Source organism: Shimia sp. NS0008-38b (genome assembly GCF_040370365.1).
Taxonomy (GTDB): Bacteria; Pseudomonadota; Alphaproteobacteria; order Rhodobacterales; family Rhodobacteraceae; genus Shimia.
In genome coordinates this window covers 103,862-121,405 of the sequence record NZ_BAABWQ010000002.1, presented here as the reverse complement: position 1 = coordinate 121,405, position 17,544 = coordinate 103,862, and the positions used below count along the sequence as shown (strand labels likewise).

Annotated in this window: 18 protein-coding genes; 13 read left to right on the top strand and 5 right to left on the bottom strand. The window is 56.8% G+C overall.

Going from position 1 to position 17,544, the window contains the following annotated elements:
• Positions 1 to 100 precede the first annotated feature (100 nt).
• The 7 genes from ABWV47_RS06630 to ABWV47_RS06600 all read left to right on the top strand — a co-directional run bounded on the left by ABWV47_RS06630 (position 101) and on the right by ABWV47_RS06600 (position 6,521).
• Positions 101 to 898: a S49 family peptidase gene (locus ABWV47_RS06630; RefSeq protein ID WP_353309896.1), complete on the top strand. Its 798-nt coding sequence runs from the start codon at positions 101 to 103 to the stop codon at positions 896 to 898.
• 172 nt (positions 899 to 1,070) lie between these two features.
• Positions 1,071 to 2,030: a calcium/sodium antiporter gene (locus ABWV47_RS06625; protein ID WP_353309894.1), complete on the top strand. Its 960-nt coding sequence runs from the start codon at positions 1,071 to 1,073 to the stop codon at positions 2,028 to 2,030.
• A 17-nt stretch (positions 2,031 to 2,047) separates the two neighbouring features.
• Positions 2,048 to 2,827: an SDR family oxidoreductase gene (locus tag ABWV47_RS06620; protein ID WP_353309892.1), complete on the top strand. Its 780-nt coding sequence runs from the start codon at positions 2,048 to 2,050 to the stop codon at positions 2,825 to 2,827.
• 357 nt (positions 2,828 to 3,184) lie between these two features.
• Positions 3,185 to 5,059: an excinuclease ABC subunit UvrC gene (gene uvrC, locus ABWV47_RS06615; RefSeq protein ID WP_353309890.1), complete on the top strand. Its 1,875-nt coding sequence runs from the start codon at positions 3,185 to 3,187 to the stop codon at positions 5,057 to 5,059.
• A gap of 96 nt (positions 5,060 to 5,155) precedes the next feature.
• A complete protein-coding gene (pgsA, locus tag ABWV47_RS06610) occupies positions 5,156 to 5,815 on the top strand; it encodes a CDP-diacylglycerol--glycerol-3-phosphate 3-phosphatidyltransferase (RefSeq protein WP_353309887.1) in 660 nt (219 codons plus the stop codon).
• Between the two features lie 5 nt (positions 5,816 to 5,820).
• A complete protein-coding gene (moaD, locus tag ABWV47_RS06605; RefSeq protein ID WP_353309884.1) occupies positions 5,821 to 6,066 on the top strand; it encodes a molybdopterin converting factor subunit 1 in 246 nt (81 codons plus the stop codon).
• A gap of 11 nt (positions 6,067 to 6,077) precedes the next feature.
• A complete protein-coding gene (locus ABWV47_RS06600; protein WP_353309882.1) occupies positions 6,078 to 6,521 on the top strand; it encodes a molybdenum cofactor biosynthesis protein MoaE in 444 nt (147 codons plus the stop codon).
• A 140-nt stretch (positions 6,522 to 6,661) separates the two neighbouring features.
• Here the strand turns inward: ABWV47_RS06600 and ABWV47_RS06595 are convergent, their stop codons facing one another.
• A complete protein-coding gene (locus tag ABWV47_RS06595) occupies positions 6,662 to 8,044 on the bottom strand; it encodes a pyridoxal phosphate-dependent decarboxylase family protein (RefSeq protein ID WP_353309880.1) in 1,383 nt (460 codons plus the stop codon).
• A gap of 33 nt (positions 8,045 to 8,077) precedes the next feature.
• Between ABWV47_RS06595 and ABWV47_RS06590 the strand changes: the two genes are divergently transcribed.
• Complete coding sequence (locus ABWV47_RS06590) at positions 8,078 to 8,431, top strand: ArsR/SmtB family transcription factor (protein WP_353309878.1); 354 nt, start codon at positions 8,078 to 8,080, stop codon at positions 8,429 to 8,431.
• Positions 8,432 to 8,573: 142 nt separating this feature from the next.
• On the opposite strand, the gene ABWV47_RS06585 is transcribed toward ABWV47_RS06590, so the two are convergent.
• The 3 genes from ABWV47_RS06585 to ubiA all read right to left on the bottom strand — a co-directional run bounded on the left by ABWV47_RS06585 (position 8,574) and on the right by ubiA (position 11,974).
• Positions 8,574 to 8,900 (bottom strand): hypothetical protein, encoded by a 327-nt coding sequence (locus ABWV47_RS06585; RefSeq protein WP_353309875.1) that lies wholly within the window; start codon positions 8,898 to 8,900, stop codon positions 8,574 to 8,576.
• Entirely contained in the window at positions 8,887 to 10,935 is a 2,049-nt protein-coding gene (locus tag ABWV47_RS06580) for an OmpA family protein (protein ID WP_353309872.1), read from the bottom strand. The genes ABWV47_RS06585 and ABWV47_RS06580 overlap by 14 nt, the downstream gene beginning before the upstream one ends.
• A gap of 61 nt (positions 10,936 to 10,996) precedes the next feature.
• Positions 10,997 to 11,974 carry a 4-hydroxybenzoate octaprenyltransferase gene (ubiA, locus tag ABWV47_RS06575; protein WP_353309869.1) on the bottom strand — a complete coding sequence of 326 codons (978 nt, stop codon included), beginning with the start codon at positions 11,972 to 11,974 and terminating at the stop codon, positions 10,997 to 10,999.
• 12 nt (positions 11,975 to 11,986) lie between these two features.
• On the opposite strand from ubiA, the gene ABWV47_RS06570 reads away from it, so the two are divergent.
• The 5 genes from ABWV47_RS06570 to ABWV47_RS06550 all read left to right on the top strand — a co-directional run bounded on the left by ABWV47_RS06570 (position 11,987) and on the right by ABWV47_RS06550 (position 16,506).
• Positions 11,987 to 12,712: a 16S rRNA (uracil(1498)-N(3))-methyltransferase gene (locus ABWV47_RS06570; RefSeq protein WP_353309867.1), complete on the top strand. Its 726-nt coding sequence runs from the start codon at positions 11,987 to 11,989 to the stop codon at positions 12,710 to 12,712.
• Positions 12,709 to 13,563: a GNAT family N-acetyltransferase gene (locus tag ABWV47_RS06565; RefSeq protein WP_353309864.1), complete on the top strand. Its 855-nt coding sequence runs from the start codon at positions 12,709 to 12,711 to the stop codon at positions 13,561 to 13,563. Before ABWV47_RS06570 ends, ABWV47_RS06565 begins: the two co-directional genes overlap by 4 nt.
• A gap of 44 nt (positions 13,564 to 13,607) precedes the next feature.
• Entirely contained in the window at positions 13,608 to 14,552 is a 945-nt protein-coding gene (locus ABWV47_RS06560) for a hypothetical protein (protein ID WP_353309862.1), read from the top strand.
• A complete protein-coding gene (locus ABWV47_RS06555; RefSeq protein WP_353309859.1) occupies positions 14,549 to 15,073 on the top strand; it encodes a hypothetical protein in 525 nt (174 codons plus the stop codon). The genes ABWV47_RS06560 and ABWV47_RS06555 overlap by 4 nt, the downstream gene beginning before the upstream one ends.
• Before the next feature lie 62 nt (positions 15,074 to 15,135).
• Positions 15,136 to 16,506, top strand: coding sequence for a glutamate--cysteine ligase (locus ABWV47_RS06550; RefSeq protein ID WP_353309856.1), 1,371 nt, complete (start codon positions 15,136 to 15,138; stop codon positions 16,504 to 16,506).
• Positions 16,507 to 16,586: 80 nt separating this feature from the next.
• On the opposite strand, the gene ABWV47_RS06545 is transcribed toward ABWV47_RS06550, so the two are convergent.
• Complete coding sequence (locus ABWV47_RS06545; RefSeq protein WP_353309853.1) at positions 16,587 to 17,027, bottom strand: hypothetical protein; 441 nt, start codon at positions 17,025 to 17,027, stop codon at positions 16,587 to 16,589.
• Positions 17,028 to 17,544 lie beyond the last annotated feature (517 nt).

Below are 17,544 nucleotides of genomic sequence, written 5' to 3'. Positions count from 1 at the left end.
CGAGGTGATTTGCATCACCCCAGAAAATTTTGAGCCAAAAAAGAGGTTTCCTGAGATGCTTGCCTTGTGAAAGGTAGGCGCGCGTTCTACATGCGAAGACATGAAACGCTTAAACCCTTTCGCCAAGAAAGTGCCCACAGTGGCCGTGGTGCGCTTACAAGGCATGATTGCTGCGGGCAGTCGCGGCCAGTTAAATGATGCCACTATTGGACCAATATTGGAAAAGGCTTTCGCCAAAGGCAAACCCGCGGCGGTGGCGTTACAGATCAACTCTCCTGGTGGAAGTCCGGTGCAGAGCGCGCTGATTGGCGCGCGCATTCGGCGTCTGTCGGAGGAGAAAAACATCCCCGTGCTTGCATTTGTCGAAGATGTCGCCGCATCCGGGGGGTATTGGCTGGCTGCTGCAGCGGATGAGATCTTTGCGGATGACAGTTCGGTTGTGGGATCCATTGGGGTGATTTCTGCCGGGTTTGGGGCAAATGTCTTCCTGTCCCGCCAAGGGCTGGAACGCCGCGTACATACCGCCGGTGAGAGCAAATCCATGATGGACCCGTTTAAGCCAGAAAAGCCCGAAGATGTGGCGCGGCTGAAGCGGATGCTGACGCAGATTCATGAGAATTTTATCACCCATGTGAAAACCCGTCGCGCAGGAAAGCTGCAAGACGATCCGGAACTGTTCACTGGTGAGATATGGATCGGATCAAAAGCCAAAGAGGTGGGGCTGATCGATGAGATTGGTCACATGGCACCGGTGCTTAAATCCCGCTTTGGTGAAAAAGTAAGGGTTCGCAAATATGGTGTGCGGCGCTCCATGTGGCAGCGATTTGGGGCGACCTTTGCACAAGACGCCCTGGCCAGTGTTGAAGAACACGCACAGTTTGCACGGTTCGGTTTGTAACATGCTGGTAAAAATCGTTTCTCTCTTTTTGGCAGGCATGGCCATCTTGGCAATGTTTGGCAAATTACGCATACCGGGGCAGAAACGATTGCAGTCAAAAAAATGTCCGAAGTGCGGGCGCTTTCAAATCGGCAAAGGGCCATGTCCCTGCCAGAATAAGATAGGGTAACGCATGGAATGGCTGCTGGTTTCGCTTGGGCTGGTGATCCTGCTATTGGCAGGGGACGCCTTGGTGCGTGGCGCGGTGAATGTGTCATTGCGTATTGGCATTCCGGCTCTGATTGTGTCGCTGACCATCGTCGCGTTTGGTACCTCGGCCCCTGAGCTGTTGATCTCCATTCAAGCAGCCTTGAAAAATGCGCCGGGCATTGCGGTTGGCAATGTCGTCGGATCAAACATCGCCAATATTCTGCTGGTGCTTGGGGTGCCGGCCATCTTGGCCCCGATCCATACCAGTCATTGCAACTCTAAGCGCAACTACGTCATGATGCTCGTGGCCTCTGTTTTGTTCATCGCCTTAGCATCCGGTGGGTTTTTTACGTTCACCAGCGGTCTCATTCTGTTGGGGGCCTTGGCAGTGGTTTTGGGCAGCGCGTTTTACCAAGCACGCTGTCACAAGAAAGCTGAGGCTGCAGCGGAGCACGAAGAGGACGACGAAGAAGAAGTCGAAGGCGCGGATCCTGACATGCCGTGGTGGCGCATCATTGTCTTCTTGGTGTTGGGTTTGATTGGTTTGCCGCTGGGCGCGGATCTGATGGTGGACAACGCTGAGATCATTGCGCGACGCTATGGCGTGAGCGACACAGTGATTGGCTTGACGCTGATTGCGTTGGGCACGTCGTTGCCAGAGTTGGCCACCACCGTGATGGCGGCACTGCGGCGTCAGGCGGACGTGGTGTTGGGCAACGTCATTGGCTCAAACATGTTTAACCTGCTTGCCATCATCGGCATCACGTCGATCATTCACCCGATCCGCGTGGACCCTGACTTCTTTGAGTTTGATTTTTGGGTCATGTTGGCTGCGTCCTTGGCTTTGATCCCATTTGTGTTCTTAAAGCGCGACATCACACGCATTTGGGGTGTTGTACTGACCTCTCTCTATCTGATTTATATTCTGATAACCCTGACCTGAGGTAAGTGGAGGCTGATATGGCGCGGGCATTGGTAACTGGCGCCGGACAGCGGCTTGGGCAATCTATCGCAATCGATCTGGCGAAACGTGGCTTTGACGTCGCTGTGCACTATGCTAGCTCCGAGGCGGGCGCCAAAGACACCTGCGCCGCTGTGGCTGCACACGGGCAACGGGGAGTTGCGCTGCAGGCGGACCTGTTGACCGAGGCCGGCAGCACAGAGCTTCTGTCACGTGCCGCTGATGCGTTGGAGGGACCGATCACGTGTCTGGTCAACAATGCGTCGATTTTTGAACCAGATGAGCTTGAAACCGCCACGCGTCAGAGCTGGGATCGGCATATGGAGAGCAACCTAAGAGCTCCCTTTGTCTTGATGCAGGCGATGGCACACCAAGGGCTTAAGGCGCAGCGAGATGCTGCCGGAGAGCCAGTGGCCACCGGGCTTGTCGTGAATATGCTGGATCAGAGAGTGCGCAAGTTGACGCCGATGTTTTCGACCTACACTCTGGCGAAGATGGGGCTTTGGGCGCTCACACAAACAGCGGCCCAAAGTTTGGCCCCCCACATTCGCGTCAACGCAGTTGGTCCAGGCCCAACGCTGCAGGGCGCGCGTCAAAGCGCCGACGAATTTGCCAGCCAGCGTGCCAGCACAGTCCTGCAACGCGGGGTAAACCCTTCAGACATCACGGCGGCGGTCGGATATTTTTTGGACGCCAAGGCTGTAACCGGGCAATTGATCTGTGTGGATGGTGGCCAAAATCTGGCTTGGCAGACGCCGGATGTCACCGGTGCAGAGTAGGCTTTGGCACCAAAAACCCAGCATGGCATAAGGTGTTGCAGGCAACGCGGGCAACGGGATCAAAACTACATGTCGGCCGCAAGTTTTGCACCGGTCACAGATCTGTCATGAATACGTTACTTTTTCTTAATGTTTTCAATAATTTGTGCTTCGTATAAAATAATATCGTGACTTTTCAGTATCTTGCGAGTGTGCTTAATTTTTGTGCAGGTTAACAAAAGGTGTTAAAAACAAAGGAATTCCGTTCCTGACAGAAAGATATCTCCAGACTTATCCACAGTTTCGGTGGATTTGTTTTTGCTTGCACAGTGGCTCTCAAGATTGCAGGCAACGGCAAAGAATCATAACTAGGTTGATATGACATCTGAGACGCACACTTCCCCTGACGGCCCGATTGGGCACGATCGTATACAAGCCTATCTGAAAACGTTGGACGGGTCGCCGGGCGTGTATCGGATGCTCGACACGCAGGCACGGGTTCTCTACGTGGGCAAGGCTCGGAACCTGCGGGCACGGGTGTCCAATTATGCAAGGCCGAGCGGACATTCTGGGCGAATTGCCCGGATGATTTCTGAGACGGCGTCGATGATGTTTCTGACGACCAAGACAGAAACCGAGGCGCTGCTGCTAGAGCAGAACCTGATCAAACAGTTGAAGCCGAAGTACAATGTGCTTCTGAGGGACGACAAGAGCTTCCCCAACATCTTGGTCAGCCGTGCACATGGCTTTCCCCAGATCAAAAAGCATCGTGGCGCAAAGAAAGAGAAGGGAAACTACTATGGTCCCTTTGCCAATGCAGGGGCGGTCACCCGGACACTGAGCCAATTGCAAAAGGTGTTTTTGCTGAGAAATTGCTCAAATGCGCAGTTTGAAAGCCGCACGCGGCCGTGTTTGCTCTATCAGATCAAACGCTGCTCTGGACCCTGCGTGGGTAAGATTTCGGAGGCGGACTACGCTGACAGTGTGAAAGATGCGGAGCGATTTTTGTCGGGCCGCTCTACGCAGGTGCAGGAAACTTTGGCCAAGCAGATGCAGGTGGCCTCTGATGCGATGGAGTTTGAGAAGGCGGCAGCCCTTCGGGATCGCATTCGGGCGCTGACCTCTGTCCAGACGTCGCAGGGGATCAATCCACGTGGAGTGGCGGAGGCTGATGTGATTGCGCTTCATTTGGAGAACGGTCAGGCCTGTGTGCAAGTGTTTTTCATTCGCGCCAACCAAAACTGGGGCAATCAGGATTATTATCCGCGTGTCGGCAATGAGATTGAGGCGGCTGAAGTTTTGGAGGCGTTTGTCGGGCAGTTCTACGATGGAAAAGAACCGCCACGACAGTTGATCCTGTCACACCCTATTGAAAATGCGGAGCTTATGGCGGCGGCGCTGGGGTCGAAGGCCGAACGAAAAGTCGAGATCATCGTGCCCCAGCGGGGGGAGAAAGCGGAGCTTGTGGCCGGCGCTGCAAGGAACGCTCGGGAAAGTCTTGCTCGTAAAATGAGTGAAACAGCCACGCAAGCGAAGTTGCTTGTCGGGATTGCCGAGGCGTTTGATATGGACGGGCCACCTCAGCGGATTGAAGTGTATGACAACAGCCACATTCAGGGCACCAATGCCGTGGGGGGCATGATTGTCGCGGGACCGGAAGGGTTCATAAAAAACAGCTATCGCAAGTTCAACATCAAGGGAGATGATCTGACGCCCGGCGATGACTTTGGCATGATGAAAGAGGTTTTGGCACGCCGTTTCAAACGGTTGCAGAAGGAAGACCCAGACCGAGACAAGGGGTTATGGCCAGATCTGTTGCTGATCGATGGTGGTGCCGGACAGGTGAGTGCGGTGCAGCAGATCATGGAAGAATACGGTGTCGAAGACATTGCAATGGTGGGCGTCGCCAAAGGTGTGGACCGTGATCACGGCAAAGAAGAGTTCCACCGAGTGGGCAAGCGCCCTATGGCGCTTCGTCGCAATGATCCTGTGCTCTACTTTGTTCAAAGGTTACGGGATGAAGCACACCGCTTTGCGATTGGCACGCATCGCGCAAAACGCGCCAAAGCCATTGGCGCAACACCGCTTGATGATGTGCCCGGCGTGGGCGCGACGCGCAAACGGGCGTTGCTGGCGCATTTTGGCAGTGCCAAAGCTGTCAGCCGCGCAAACCTTGCGGATTTGAAAGCTGCGGATGGCGTCTCCGACAAGCTGGCAGAGACAATCTACGACTTTTTCCATGATGGTGGATAAACTGGCCGCGCGGTTGGTGTTGCCGCGGCGGTCTGTGGTGTCAGAAAGCGGGGCATCGGGCTTCCTGTTGGCCACAAAAACACTTAGGTAGGTGGCATGACCTTGAATATACCGAATGCTCTTTCCGTTCTTCGCCTGATTGCCGCGCCGATGCTGGCGGTGATGTTTCTCTATTTCGAACGACCCTACGCGGATTGGTTTGCGTTGACGCTGTTCTTGGTGGCCTCAATCACGGATTGGTTTGACGGCTACCTCGCACGTCTTTGGAAGCAAGAGACCCGGCTGGGCGCGATGATTGATCCGATTGCTGACAAAGCCATGGTGGTCATCGCGTTGATGGTGATTGTTGGGTATTCGTCGATGTCGCCTTGGTTGGTGCTGCCCGCGACGGTGATCCTGTTTCGTGAAGTGTTTGTGTCTGGCCTGCGGGAGTTCTTGGGGGACGTGGCCGGGACCCTGAAAGTGACCAAGCTGGCAAAGTGGAAAACGGCGACCCAAATGGTTGCGATTGCGGTTCTTTTTGGTCAAGGCGTGTTTGAGCATTACCTTGGCATGTCTGCTTGGGGCATGGATCAAGCCTTGGTCGATCAGGTGATGTTGGGTGAAGTGGAAGACCTGCAAGGATTGCGTTGGAAACACGCGGGTATGGTCTGGTCTGGCTGGATCGGGTTGTGGCTGCTGTGGCTGGCAGCGACCCTAACGGCGATCACGGGCATTGATTATTTCAACAAGGCACGGCCACATCTGAAGGATTGATTGCGATGAATGTTCTTTATTTTGCATGGGTCCGAGAGCGCATTGGCATCCCGAAAGAGACAGTAGAGACCAGCGCAGAGACGGTGGCGGATTTGGTGGAGGAGCTCAAGGCACGTGAAGAGCGTTACGAGGCAGCCTTTGCAGATCTGAGCGCACTACGTGTGGCGGTGGATCAGGAATTGATGGACTTTGACGCAAAGCTGGAAGGTGTGCGCGAAGTGGCGTTTTTCCCTCCTATGACTGGCGGTTAAGAGGGTTTGGCATGCGGGTTGTGGTGCAGGAAAAAGCGTTTGATTTTGGCCGTGAAGCGCAGGAATTTGCCAGCGGTCACAGCAACATGGGCGCCATCGTCACCTTTACCGGTGTGGTGCGGGATGCCGACAAAGGTGGTATGGATCGGATGGTGATTGAACACTATCCGGGGATGACACAGAAGGCGCTGGAGACGATTGCCGAGGAGGCCACACGTCGTTGGGATCTGGGCGATGTTTTGGTCATTCACCGCCATGGCGAGTTGCGCCAAGGCGATATGATTATGATGGTCGCCACGGCCGCGCGCCATCGTGTGCATGCCTTTGAAGCCGCTGAATTTTTGATGGACTACCTGAAATCCCGCGCGCCATTCTGGAAAAAAGAATACACCGCTGATGGCGCCGAATGGGTGGCTGCCAAAGACGAAGACGAGGACGCGCTGAGCCGCTGGTAGTGTTGGCGCGTTAACCCACAATCACCACGATTTTTGAATGTCTGTATTGCGTCGGTATCACGGCGGCAATGCGGAGGTGCGTGTGGCGGAATTGCACGGTCAGAACACGTGTGAACCAACCGTGCGCAGGGTGTTTCAAATCAGGTGGCGGCTTCCGCCTGTATGACCTTTTGTCGGGCCGTAACGATGGCGCGTACCAGCCGGTCGATATCGGCATCAGAGGTGGCCCAATTGGACACACTTAGCCGGAAGCCATCCTGTCCTTTCCAAGACGCGGTGCCAAACCATGCCTCGCCTGAGGCCTGCACTTCAGCGGTTATTTTGGCGCAGTGTTGTGGAGTGGCAGGCAGCGCGACAAAGACCTGATTGAAATGCACGTCATGAGGCACGGTGAAACCCTCCGTGCGCAATGCATCAGCCAGTCGGGTGGCTTTGCGATGAAACCCCATGATCATCTCCGTAAGCCCGTCGCGGCCAAGAGACAGGAGAGCGGCCCAAGTTTCAGCACCGCGCGCTGCGCGGCTGAACTCTGGGATCAGGTCAGCAGGAGACGGATCAACGGGGGGGAGATAGGCGGCACCGATGGCCATTGAGGCGCGCATCTCGTCTGGGTGACGGCACAGCGCAAGACCGGAATCATAGGGGGCGTTCAGAGTTTTGTGCGCGTCCACAACCCAGCTATCGGCTTTGTCCAGTCCGGCGAGGGCTGCGGCCATGTCCGGCGTGGCGCGGGCCCAAAGACCAAACGCCCCGTCCACGTGTAGCCACGCACCCGCCACCTGACAGAGGTTGGCGATGTCTCCAATCGGGTCAAATGCGCCTGAGCATACGTTGCCCGCTTGGGCCAGCACAATGCAGGAGGAATCCAGTGCCGGGAGCAGATCAGCGCGCATGCGACCTTGGTCATCGGTTGGAACGCGCTCGATGTGATCCGAGCCCAGACCGATCAAGCGCAAAGATTTCAGCACGGTGGCGTGGATTTCCGCACTGGCGATGACACGCAGATTGGGCGCGCCAAGCAGGCCTTTGCCACGGGGATGGCCCATGCGCGTCAGCAGAGTGTCGCGCGCGGTGGCGAGCAAGGTCATATTCGCCATGGTGGCCCCTGTGGTGAAGGCGCCTTCGGTTTGGGGAGGGAGATCAAGTAAATCCACAATCCAGCGCACGGCGGTTTGTTCCATCTGCATGACCGAAGGTCCAGTGTCGGCGTTGGCACATTGATCCCAAGCAGACAACAATGCACGTGCGCCGGATGCCGCGGGCAGCGCACCACCGATCACATAGCCAAAGTAGCGACCCGCGGCGGTGGCAACCGTGGCGGGCGCGCCTGCGTCATGCATCAGGTTGAGCACTACATCGGCGCTGTGACCTGTGTTGGGGAGTTCAAGATCCAAGGCGCTGCGGGATGTGGGGGCGGCGGCCACATCTCGGTCTGATAGGTTTTGTAGGTAGTATTTTCCAAGTGCAGCACCTTGCGAGAAGGCTTGGGCTTGGCGGGCGAGGGGATCTGAGGGTATAGTCATATTGAAATCACGCTATATAGGGAATCATCTATATTGATAAATGACGATATAGATCGAGAGTCAATCGAGTTCATTGAGGTGCGCGCAAAAATTTTTGCTGCGTTGGCCAGTCCCGTGCGCCTTCAGATCATGTTGTGGCTGCTTGATCCCCGCCCCGTTTTTGCGCCGCAGGTCGACGGAGATTTGGTGGAAGATGGTGTCTGTGTTGGCCGGATTGTAGAGAAGATGAGCGTGTCCCAGCCAACCGTCAGCGCGCACATGAAAAAGCTTGCCGAGGCCGGTCTGGTCCGCGGTAAGAAGATCAACAATTGGATTTTTTACAAACCACAGCGGGACAGGCTCGAAGCGTCAGGTATACAGCTGTCGATAAAACAGCCCGCTGAGTGAGATGGACTTGTGATGGGGCGCGTCCAAATGACGTGCCCTGAAACCGTGGTCAGACCCAAAGCGCCATTTTGCAGCACTACGTCATCATTGACCAATGTGGATTGACCGCTTGGTTGAGCCTCATCACAATTTTTGAGTGAACCTAAATGTCGCCCAGACGCTCCACGTGCGAGCGCAGTTCCTCAGCCTCTTGGCGTGCATCTCGCAGACCGTCCATGGCGGCGGAGAGCTCTGCCTCGGTTTGGGTGAGCTGGTTGGTCAACTCGGCCTCGCGTTGCTGCAGGTACGTGATCGCCTGATCGCGGGTTTCTTCGGCTTCGTGCAGCTCTTGGCTCATGCGTTCCAGCTGATCGACGTCAGCTTGTGCAACACGCGTGAAGCGATGCACAAGCCAATTGGCAAACCAGCCCATACAGAAGGCCACAAATAAGATCACAGCTGTGGTCAGGATGAACTCAATTCGTGTCATTTGTATCGCTTTCCTCGCCGTCTTTCTGTGCGGCGTTGTCATCTGTGGAGGGGGCCGTTTCTGGCGCCGTTGTGTCCGCTTGGTCCGCCTGATCTTCGCTCGACGTGTCTGTGGTGGCGTTTTCTTCAGCGGTGTCTGCTGTGGTGTTTTCCTGCGCTGCCGCAGACTCTGTTTCTGCGGCCTCCGCTTCGGCCGCGGCTTCTGCTGCCGCTTTTTCTTCTTCCGTTGGAATGCGGACAAACTCGATGCGGCGGTTGGCTTCGCGGCCCGCATCCGTGTCGTTGTCGGCAATCGGTTGGCTTTCGCCATAGCCAACGGCCTCAAATCCTTTGGTGAGCACACGGCGGTCTTGCAAAGCTGTGAGAACTGCCTGAGCGCGGGTCTGGCTGAGCGCTTGGTTCATGCTTTCGCGGCCTTGGCTGTCGGTGTGGCCCTGAATTTCCAGCCGCAGATCTGGGCAGATGTCGAGCTGTTCCGCGATCTTTGCAATGATGGCGGCAGCACTTGCGTCCAAGGTGCCTTTGCCCGGCTCAAAGGCAATTTTGGTGTCGTCTTGCACGGCGTTGATCACCGCCATGCAGTCGTCCACAGTGGGCAGGCCTGCAAGCGGATCAAGCGCCTCAACATAGGCCACGTTGATCGCGAAATGGTCGGTCTGGCTGAGTTTGTCCGCCAAAAGCTGGGCAATGCGGGCGTTTGTGTCGGTGCTGCCGGTTTTTCCAGAGATGGACACCGCATCAGGGGTCACCATCAACACACCATTGTGCAGCAATGTCAGCGCATCCAGTCCCGCCATCACTCGGAACGGCCAGGTTGGCGGCAAGGTGTCATCTAATCGCGCAGCCATATGTACAGCTTCTGTGCCAAACCGGGCGCGGGCATAGCTGTCGGCGGTTTCACGAGCGATTTCGTTGGGCAAGCGGCCGCGCAGTTGCAACAAGCCTTCGGGGCTGAGCGTGGCGGTGAATTCCTGCACCAGAGCTCCGCTGTCGTCAGTTTGCGGCGTGGGCGGCAATATGGCCAGCAGGGCAAAAGCCTCTGGGAGCGCGCCTTCGAGTTCTCCAACAACACGGTCAAATGTGCCCTGATCGGTGCCCATTGGCGCGGTCAGGGTGATGTCAGCGTCAGAGAAGGTCACGCTGCCGCCGCCGATTTCATCAAGGCTGCGGATCGCCATGGTGACGGCTTCGGCCCACCGAGTGGACGGTACCCCAAGCCCAATCACACAGTCCGTGGTGTCGGGGGCGCCGGTCGCGCGTGCCACCGTGAGGATTTGGGCGCGGGCGCGATCGGTGTCCGCAGAGCACGCATCAAAACGGGGGCCTTTTTCGTCGAGCAAAAAGCGCAGTGTAAACGGCGTGATCACCGGGCGCGGGGCAGAGATGTCGAGGGTGACCTCCAAGCCATCAGGCACGCGGCGCATCAGATCGTTTTCCAAAGTGGTCCGATGATCCGGGCTGTCAGCCATGGCGGTGATGGTGACCTGATCAGCCCGTACCGAAATCTTAGAGCGCGGCAGGTTTTCCAAAGCAGACAGGGCATAGCGGGTGGCCGCATGCCAGCCTTCAGGCGCTGCGTAATTGGCGGTCTCCAACAGATCAGCGACGTCGCTCTTGCCAGCGATGGATTTCAAATCGCGCAACATCTGGCTGCGGTTTGCCTGCTCCGGGATCAACCCGATGAGAGAGATGCCCGCGTCATTGCGCAGGATTTCGACGGAAAAGCGGGGCGGTGCGATGCCAACGGTGGCAGGCACCTGCATGTTATCAATCACGCGGGCTGCGTCGACGATGCCGCCGGCTGCAGACACAGCTTTGAAACGATCCGCCTCAGAAGGCGCGACACCAGCGAGATAGATTTGCAAGCCTTCGGCGTGCACATCTGCCCAGTCCATCCCTTGCAGGGAGAGTTCGCGTTTCACGGCGGAGCGGGAGCTGTCTTCGATCAGATCGGCGGACAGACTGGCGGCCACAAGGCTGAGCAAGGCCGCCGTCGCAAAGGTGACGAAGAGGATCAAAAGAGAAGAAAGTCGCATTCAGAAAGTGTGGTCCCGCCAGTGGTGCATGGTTGATACGACGGGATCGTCGCGCATGCAATCAAAGGAAGAAGGCACCGGCGAAAAACAGCAGAGGGATCAAACCCGCATCCCGGTTGGAGCGGAACAGGCGCACAAGAACGCTGGCATCATCGGTGTCCAATTGGCGCAGTTGCCACTGCATGTGCCACCCCATGGCCATCGGTCCCAGAAGGGCGACGGCCATAGACGCAGGGCTGCGGTCTATGGTCACCATCAGCACCGCCAGCCCAAAGAGCATAATCGTGGCCATCAAGAAGCCTTGCAACCATTGCGGGCTGTTGTCACCAAACAGCCGTGCGGTTGATTTCACGCCAATCAGCGCGTCATCTTCGACGTCTTGGTGGGCATAAATCGTGTCATAAAACAGTGTCCATGTGATGCCGGCGATATAGAGCACCACGGCTGGTGCGCTCAATGTGCCGGTGTGGGCGGTCCATGCGAGAAGCGCCCCCCAGTTGAACGCCAGCCCAAGGAACACTTGCGGCCACCATGTGAAGCGTTTGGCAAACGGGTAGATCGCCACAGGGATCAGCGAGGCGAGGCCAAGCAAGATTGCGTTTGTGTTGAAGGTCAGAAGGATGGCAGCGGAAACCGCTGTTTGAAGGGCCATCCAGACGGCCGCTTGTTTTGTGCTGACTTGACCCGATGGCAAGGGGCGGGATCGGGTGCGTGCGACCTGTGCGTCTATCTCACGGTCGGTGATGTCGTTCCATGTGCACCCCGCTCCGCGCATCAGAAAGGCGCCAAGCGCACAGCCTATGGCCACCCACAGGTCAGACGGACTGGCGCGGCCGTCGCTTAAAATGGCCAAGGCGAGGCTCATCCAGCAGGGCAGCAACAGGAGCCAAGTGCCGATCGGGCGGTCGGCGCGCGACAGGCGCAGGTAAGGACGCGTCGCGACCGGTGCAAACCTGTCGACCCAATTGCCTGAGACGGCATCAGAAACTTGCCCCTCTGTTTCGCGTGAGGGCTCTTTCTTTGTCGATGTGTCGGCCATATGTAGAGTCTCATGAAACAGGCAAAAGTCAGATTGTATGTAGAGCAGGCGCTGGGGGAAGGGCAAACCATTCCTCTCACCAAAGAGCAGGCGCATTACCTTTTTGGGGTGATGCGCATGGCGGTGGGTGATCCTGTGCTGTTGTTTAACGGGCGCGATGGCGAGTGGCGTTGTTGTGTGACAATCGCCAACAAGCGCAATGGTGAGCTGCTGTGTGAGGTGCAAACCAAACCCTTGCAAATGCCGCCTGATCTCTGGCTCTGTTTCGCGCCGATCAAGAAGGCGCGCACGGATTTTATCGTGGAAAAGGCTGCCGAAATGGGGGCCGCGCGGATTGTGCCCATAAGCACAGATTTTACCAACAGTGAGCGCATTCGCCAAGACCGGCTTCAGGCACATGCGGTTGAAGCGGCGGAGCAATGCGGTGGCACTTACGTTCCTGAGGTTGCCGAACTCATCCGATTGGACCGGTTGTTGGCGGACTGGCCTGAGGGTCGTCAGCTGATGTTTTGTGATGAGTCTGAAGTGGGCAGTGCCAAACGATTGGCCGCCACTGATGGCGGGTCATGGGCAATTCTGATCGGACCTGAAGGTGGGTTCAGCGAAAGCGAACGGGCGCGTTTAAGAGCGTTGCCGTTTGCGCATGTGGTCAGCCTTGGTCCTCGGATTTTACGGGCGGACACGGCGGCGGTGGCTGCCATGACCCTTTGGCAACAGGCTGTGGGAGACTGGCAGTGAGCTGGCGCGAAGTGACAGAAAGTGACCTTGGCTGGATCGAGGTTTTTTTGCGCGACCACCTGCAGAGTTCGATGTTCTTTCTGAGTAACTTGGCGGACCATGGATTGGGTGGCGCGGAGCCGCGCGCGTTGCGGGTTTGGGCTTTGAAGGGTGAAAAGCCGGGTCTTTTTGCACTCTCCAATGAGGGGGGAATCCTGCTCCAGGCGCCAGACGCGCAAGCCGCGGATTGGGCTGCAACTGCGCCGTTTTGGCAAGATCGCCCCTTGGTGGGCTGTCTTGGGGAGAGCACACAAGTTGCGGCGTTTTTGGCCGTGAGCGGCCTCGATCAGCGGCCGATGTCACTGAACGGGGCAGAGCCGGGGTATCGTTTGGCCCTCACCGCGCTGCGTCTTCCTGCATGTGATGGGTTGACGTTGATACCCTTGTCAGAGGCACCCCGATCTTTGATAGAGAGCTGGCGTGTAGACTATCATAGAACCGTAATGGGCACACCCGAACACGCGCGCGCCGCTGCTGCCCAAAATGACATAGCGGGCTATTTGGCCAGAGACAGCCACCGGGTTGTGATGCGTGGCGACGTGCCGGTGGCAATGTCCGGATTTAATGCAACGTTGCCTGATGTGGTGCAGATCGGTGGTGTTTACACACCGCCCGAGTTGCGCGGGCAAGGGTTGGCCCGGCGGTCCGTGGCGCTGCATTTGGCCGAGGCGCGGGACAGGGGGGTGACGCACTCGGTTTTGTTTGCGGCCAGTCCTCAGGCGGCCCGGGCCTACGAAGCCATCGGATTTGAGCGCAACGGCAGCTTTTCTATGATGATGTTTCACTCCGAGGAAACCTCTGCAAATGGGTAGGTTCCCAAAACACGCGGGTTTGATTGTGAGGCGAGGGCGTTGCCATGCAGCTTGACCGTCTGATCGCGGCACAAGAGGCTGCCAGCAGCATAGAAACGGAATTGGGCTCGCGCTTTGGGGCAGACGCAGGTGGCATTGCCGAGGTGCTGAAGGCGGGGGATGAGGCGATGGTGTTCTCGGGGACGTTTCAGGGCAGGGACGCGGTCTTCAAACAGCTTTTGACGCCGGATGCCGTTCAGAAGCTGGCCGAGACCAGAGACGAATTGACCTTTCTATGTGAGGCGTTTGCCGATGGGCCCGTGCGTGCGGTCGCCTTTCTGGGGGACCTGCCCGGTAGCCAAACGCTCATTTTAGAGCGCGCGCCGGGCATGAGAGCCAGTGTTGCGATGAAATCTGGGGGCCGCGCCATGCGATCTCATGTGGTGGCACGCTGTGGTGATTGGCTGGCGCAGGTGGCGCCGTTGCGCCAACAGGTCCGACCGTTTTGGGGACGCAAGATTGCGCGGCGTATCACCGAGGACACGGGTGCGGTTCCGCCGGAGGCAGCCGATTTGTTTGAGAGGGCGTGGCAGCGGATGGCAGCCATCGGCAAAACCCACAAGGGTATTGGGATACAGCACACCATGGCACATGGTGATTTTGCGCCGGTGAACCTGAATGTCGATGGAGACACAGTGTGGGCCTTTGACATTCAGGGCGGGCATTCTCTGCCGTTGGCGCGGATGTGCGCGCGGTTTTTGGTGGCGTCCTCCATATTCAAAGAAGGCGTGCCCGGGCCTTTGGGCTTGGACAAAGATGATGTGCAGGCGTTTGATGTTGCGCGCATTTTGCCACCGCAGGAGCAAGGCGCGGTGTTCGCCTTTTTTGTGGCGGAGCAATTTTTGCGCCGTCTCAAACTGACACATCCATCTGAAGCGCAGCTAAAACGCGCGCTGCCAAGATTGGAGGCCCTTACACAGGGCTTGGCACTTACGGAGGAGCACACATGAGTTTCATTCGACCTGAGGCCCGCGCCATGGTGGCGCAATGGCGCGAAGCGTTGTTGGGCGGTGCGGTGTTGTTGATTGGGCTGTGGTGGGCCAGCGGTTTTGGCGTGATGAAATGGCTTGGCATCGGCTTGGTTGCGATTGGGGCCGTTTTGATCGTCAGCGGCGTGCAGCGTGCGCGGTTTCGCACTGGCCAAGACGGACCCGGTATGGTGCAGGTCGATGAAGGTGAAGTTGCCTATTTTGGCCCGCTCAATGGTGGGAGCGTTTCCATTCGCAGTCTCAGCCGAGTCGTGCTGGATGGGCGCAGTACGCCCGCAGTCTGGGCCCTGTATCAGCCCGGGCAAGCGCCGCTGCATATCCCTGTCACTGCGGCAGGCGCAGACGCTTTGTTTGATGCGTTTGCCAGCCTTGATAACATTCGCACGGAACACATGCTGTCACAGTTAAAAGCGACACCCAATCAACCGGTTGTGATCTGGACCAAAGACGATCGTGACAGTCAGGGACGCAGGTTGCATTGACACCACCCTAAAATCAGATCACGACTGATTTTCCAAAGAGTTTGCAGGAGCGGAGCAAGCGCATGTCTATTCCTCAGTCCGGTGGCGGACCGATCGAGCATCACGACCAGCTAGCGGAATATCTATCTTCCGGGTGTAAACCCAAAGAGGATTGGCGCATCGGCACCGAACACGAGAAGTTTGGCTATTGCAAAGACTCTCTCAAACCGCTGCCGTATGAAGGTGAGCGGTCTATTCTGGCGGTGCTAGAAGGGCTGCGTGATGGCCATGGCTGGGCCCCGCTTGAAGAAGGCGGCAAACTGATTGGTCTGGAAAAGGACGGGGCCAATGTGAGTCTTGAGCCGGGCGGACAGCTGGAGCTGTCAGGGGCACCGCTTGAGAGCATTCACCAGACCTGTGATGAGGTGAACGAACATCTGAGCGATGTGAAAGACATTGCCGACAAAATTGGTGTTGGTTTCATTGGATTGGGCGCGGCCCCAATTTGGAGCCACGAAGAAATGCCAGTGATGCCCAAAGGGCGTTACAAGCTGATGACCGATTATATGGATCGGGTTGGCACCATGGGCAAAGTCATGATGTATCGGACCTGCACGGTGCAGGTGAATCTCGACTTCGGGTCTGAGGCGGACATGGTGCAAAAATTGCGTGTGGCCTTGGCGTTGCAGCCGGTGGCCAATGCGTTGTTTGGCAATTCCCCGTTTTTGGATGGCAAACCCAACGGTATGAAATCCACACGCGGCCTGGTGTGGCGCAATCTGGACAAAGACCGCACCGGCATGTTGCCGTTTGTGTTTGAAGAGGGCTTTGGCTTTGAACGTTGGGTGCAATATGCGCTCGATGTGCCGATGTACTTTGTTTATCGCGATGGCAAATACATCAATGCGCTGGGCATGAGTTTCCGTGATTTCCTCAAAGGCGAACTTCCGGCGCTGCCCGGCGAGATGCCGACGTTGAGCGATTGGGCCGACCATCTGACCACCGCTTTCCCAGAGGCACGGATCAAAAAGTTTATGGAGATGCGTGGCGCTGACGGTGGTCCGTGGCGACGTCTTTGCGCGCTGCCTGCGTTCTGGGTTGGCTTGATGTATGATCAATCCTCTCTGGATGCGGCATGGGATTTGGTCAAAGACTGGGATGCGCAAACGCGTGAAGCCTTGCGTGTTGCCGCAAGTGAACAGGCTCTGCAGGCACAAGTTGGCAAGATCAACATGCATGATCTGGCGCGCGAAGTGGTTGCGATCTCTGAGGCGGGTCTGAAAGCCCGCGGCATGGCAGGAGCCGGGGGACTGGTCCCGGATGAAACACATTTCCTGAATGCACTAAAAGAGAGCGTGGAGAGCGGAAAGGTACCGGCCGATGAGCTGTTGGAGCACTACCACGGTGATTGGAACGGGGATTTGAGCAAAATCTACGGCGCCTACAGCTACTAGGACCACTGACACACAGGACCACGCTCCAGACGCCTTGCAGGTGACTGGAGCGTACCGCTTTCTGCATGTGGCAATGCGGGTCAGATCAGATGTGCTTCGCGCCTACAGAATTCTGGAAAGTGTGCCAAGTCTTCGCGGGAGAGTTCTAACAAAGCGAGGACTTCCGGGTAGCCTTCGACCATGTAGATTGGGTAGTCGTTTGAGAGGGCATGTGTCAGATCCGCGTACATATCCAAGACATGTTGGGCAGAGTTTGGTGTGGCAACGATACAGATCGTTGGTATCGCACCTTGGGCCGCGTGAAACGCAATCGCGTCGCGGACAAACGAAAGCATTTCGTCAAAGCCGAGGTCTAGTTCGGTGATCTGAGAAAAATCACAAACTTCCGGCATGCCAGCGCGGTAAGCCGGGGTGGTATAGAGGCGTCTGAATTCCCGGCGCGCGTCGTCAAGCTTGATGACGCCTTGATACACAACGTGAAGCAGGCCCAACGGCTCGACAATGCTTCCTTTTACTGACACGCGAGACCTCCAAATAATGTCGTTTTGGTCCTTGTCGGGGAGACCCAATCACCTCCCATCGCGCAACCTAAGCCTGCTTGCGGCATAAGGTTTCTCGCGTGAGCAGAAACTGGGTCACATAACACGATAATTGGGCTCTTCGAAGGACGATAAGTTGGTTCCAAATGTCACATGGAAACACTAAAATTGTCGAGACTTTTGTGGCATTTAAAGAACAGGCGTGCTGTCACGGACACGTAGTTTTCCCTCCGCGTCGCATGCACGGTTGAAACGAATTTATCTAGCAAAAATATAGATTAACGTTGTTCGCCCCTTTGGCGCGCGCAACATCGCTGCCTCAAAGCGTGGCCGCCAATCGGGCACAAGACGTTGGGGCACGGTTCCTCAGGCGGGCTCTGTTTGCCAGTTTTGGTAATGCCTGAGGTGGTTTGAAGCGGGAGTCAAAGCGTGCGTTAGCAGAACGTAAATCAATATGTGTGCTTTTTGGCTTCCAGACATGCGGATGCGCAGAGGGGTT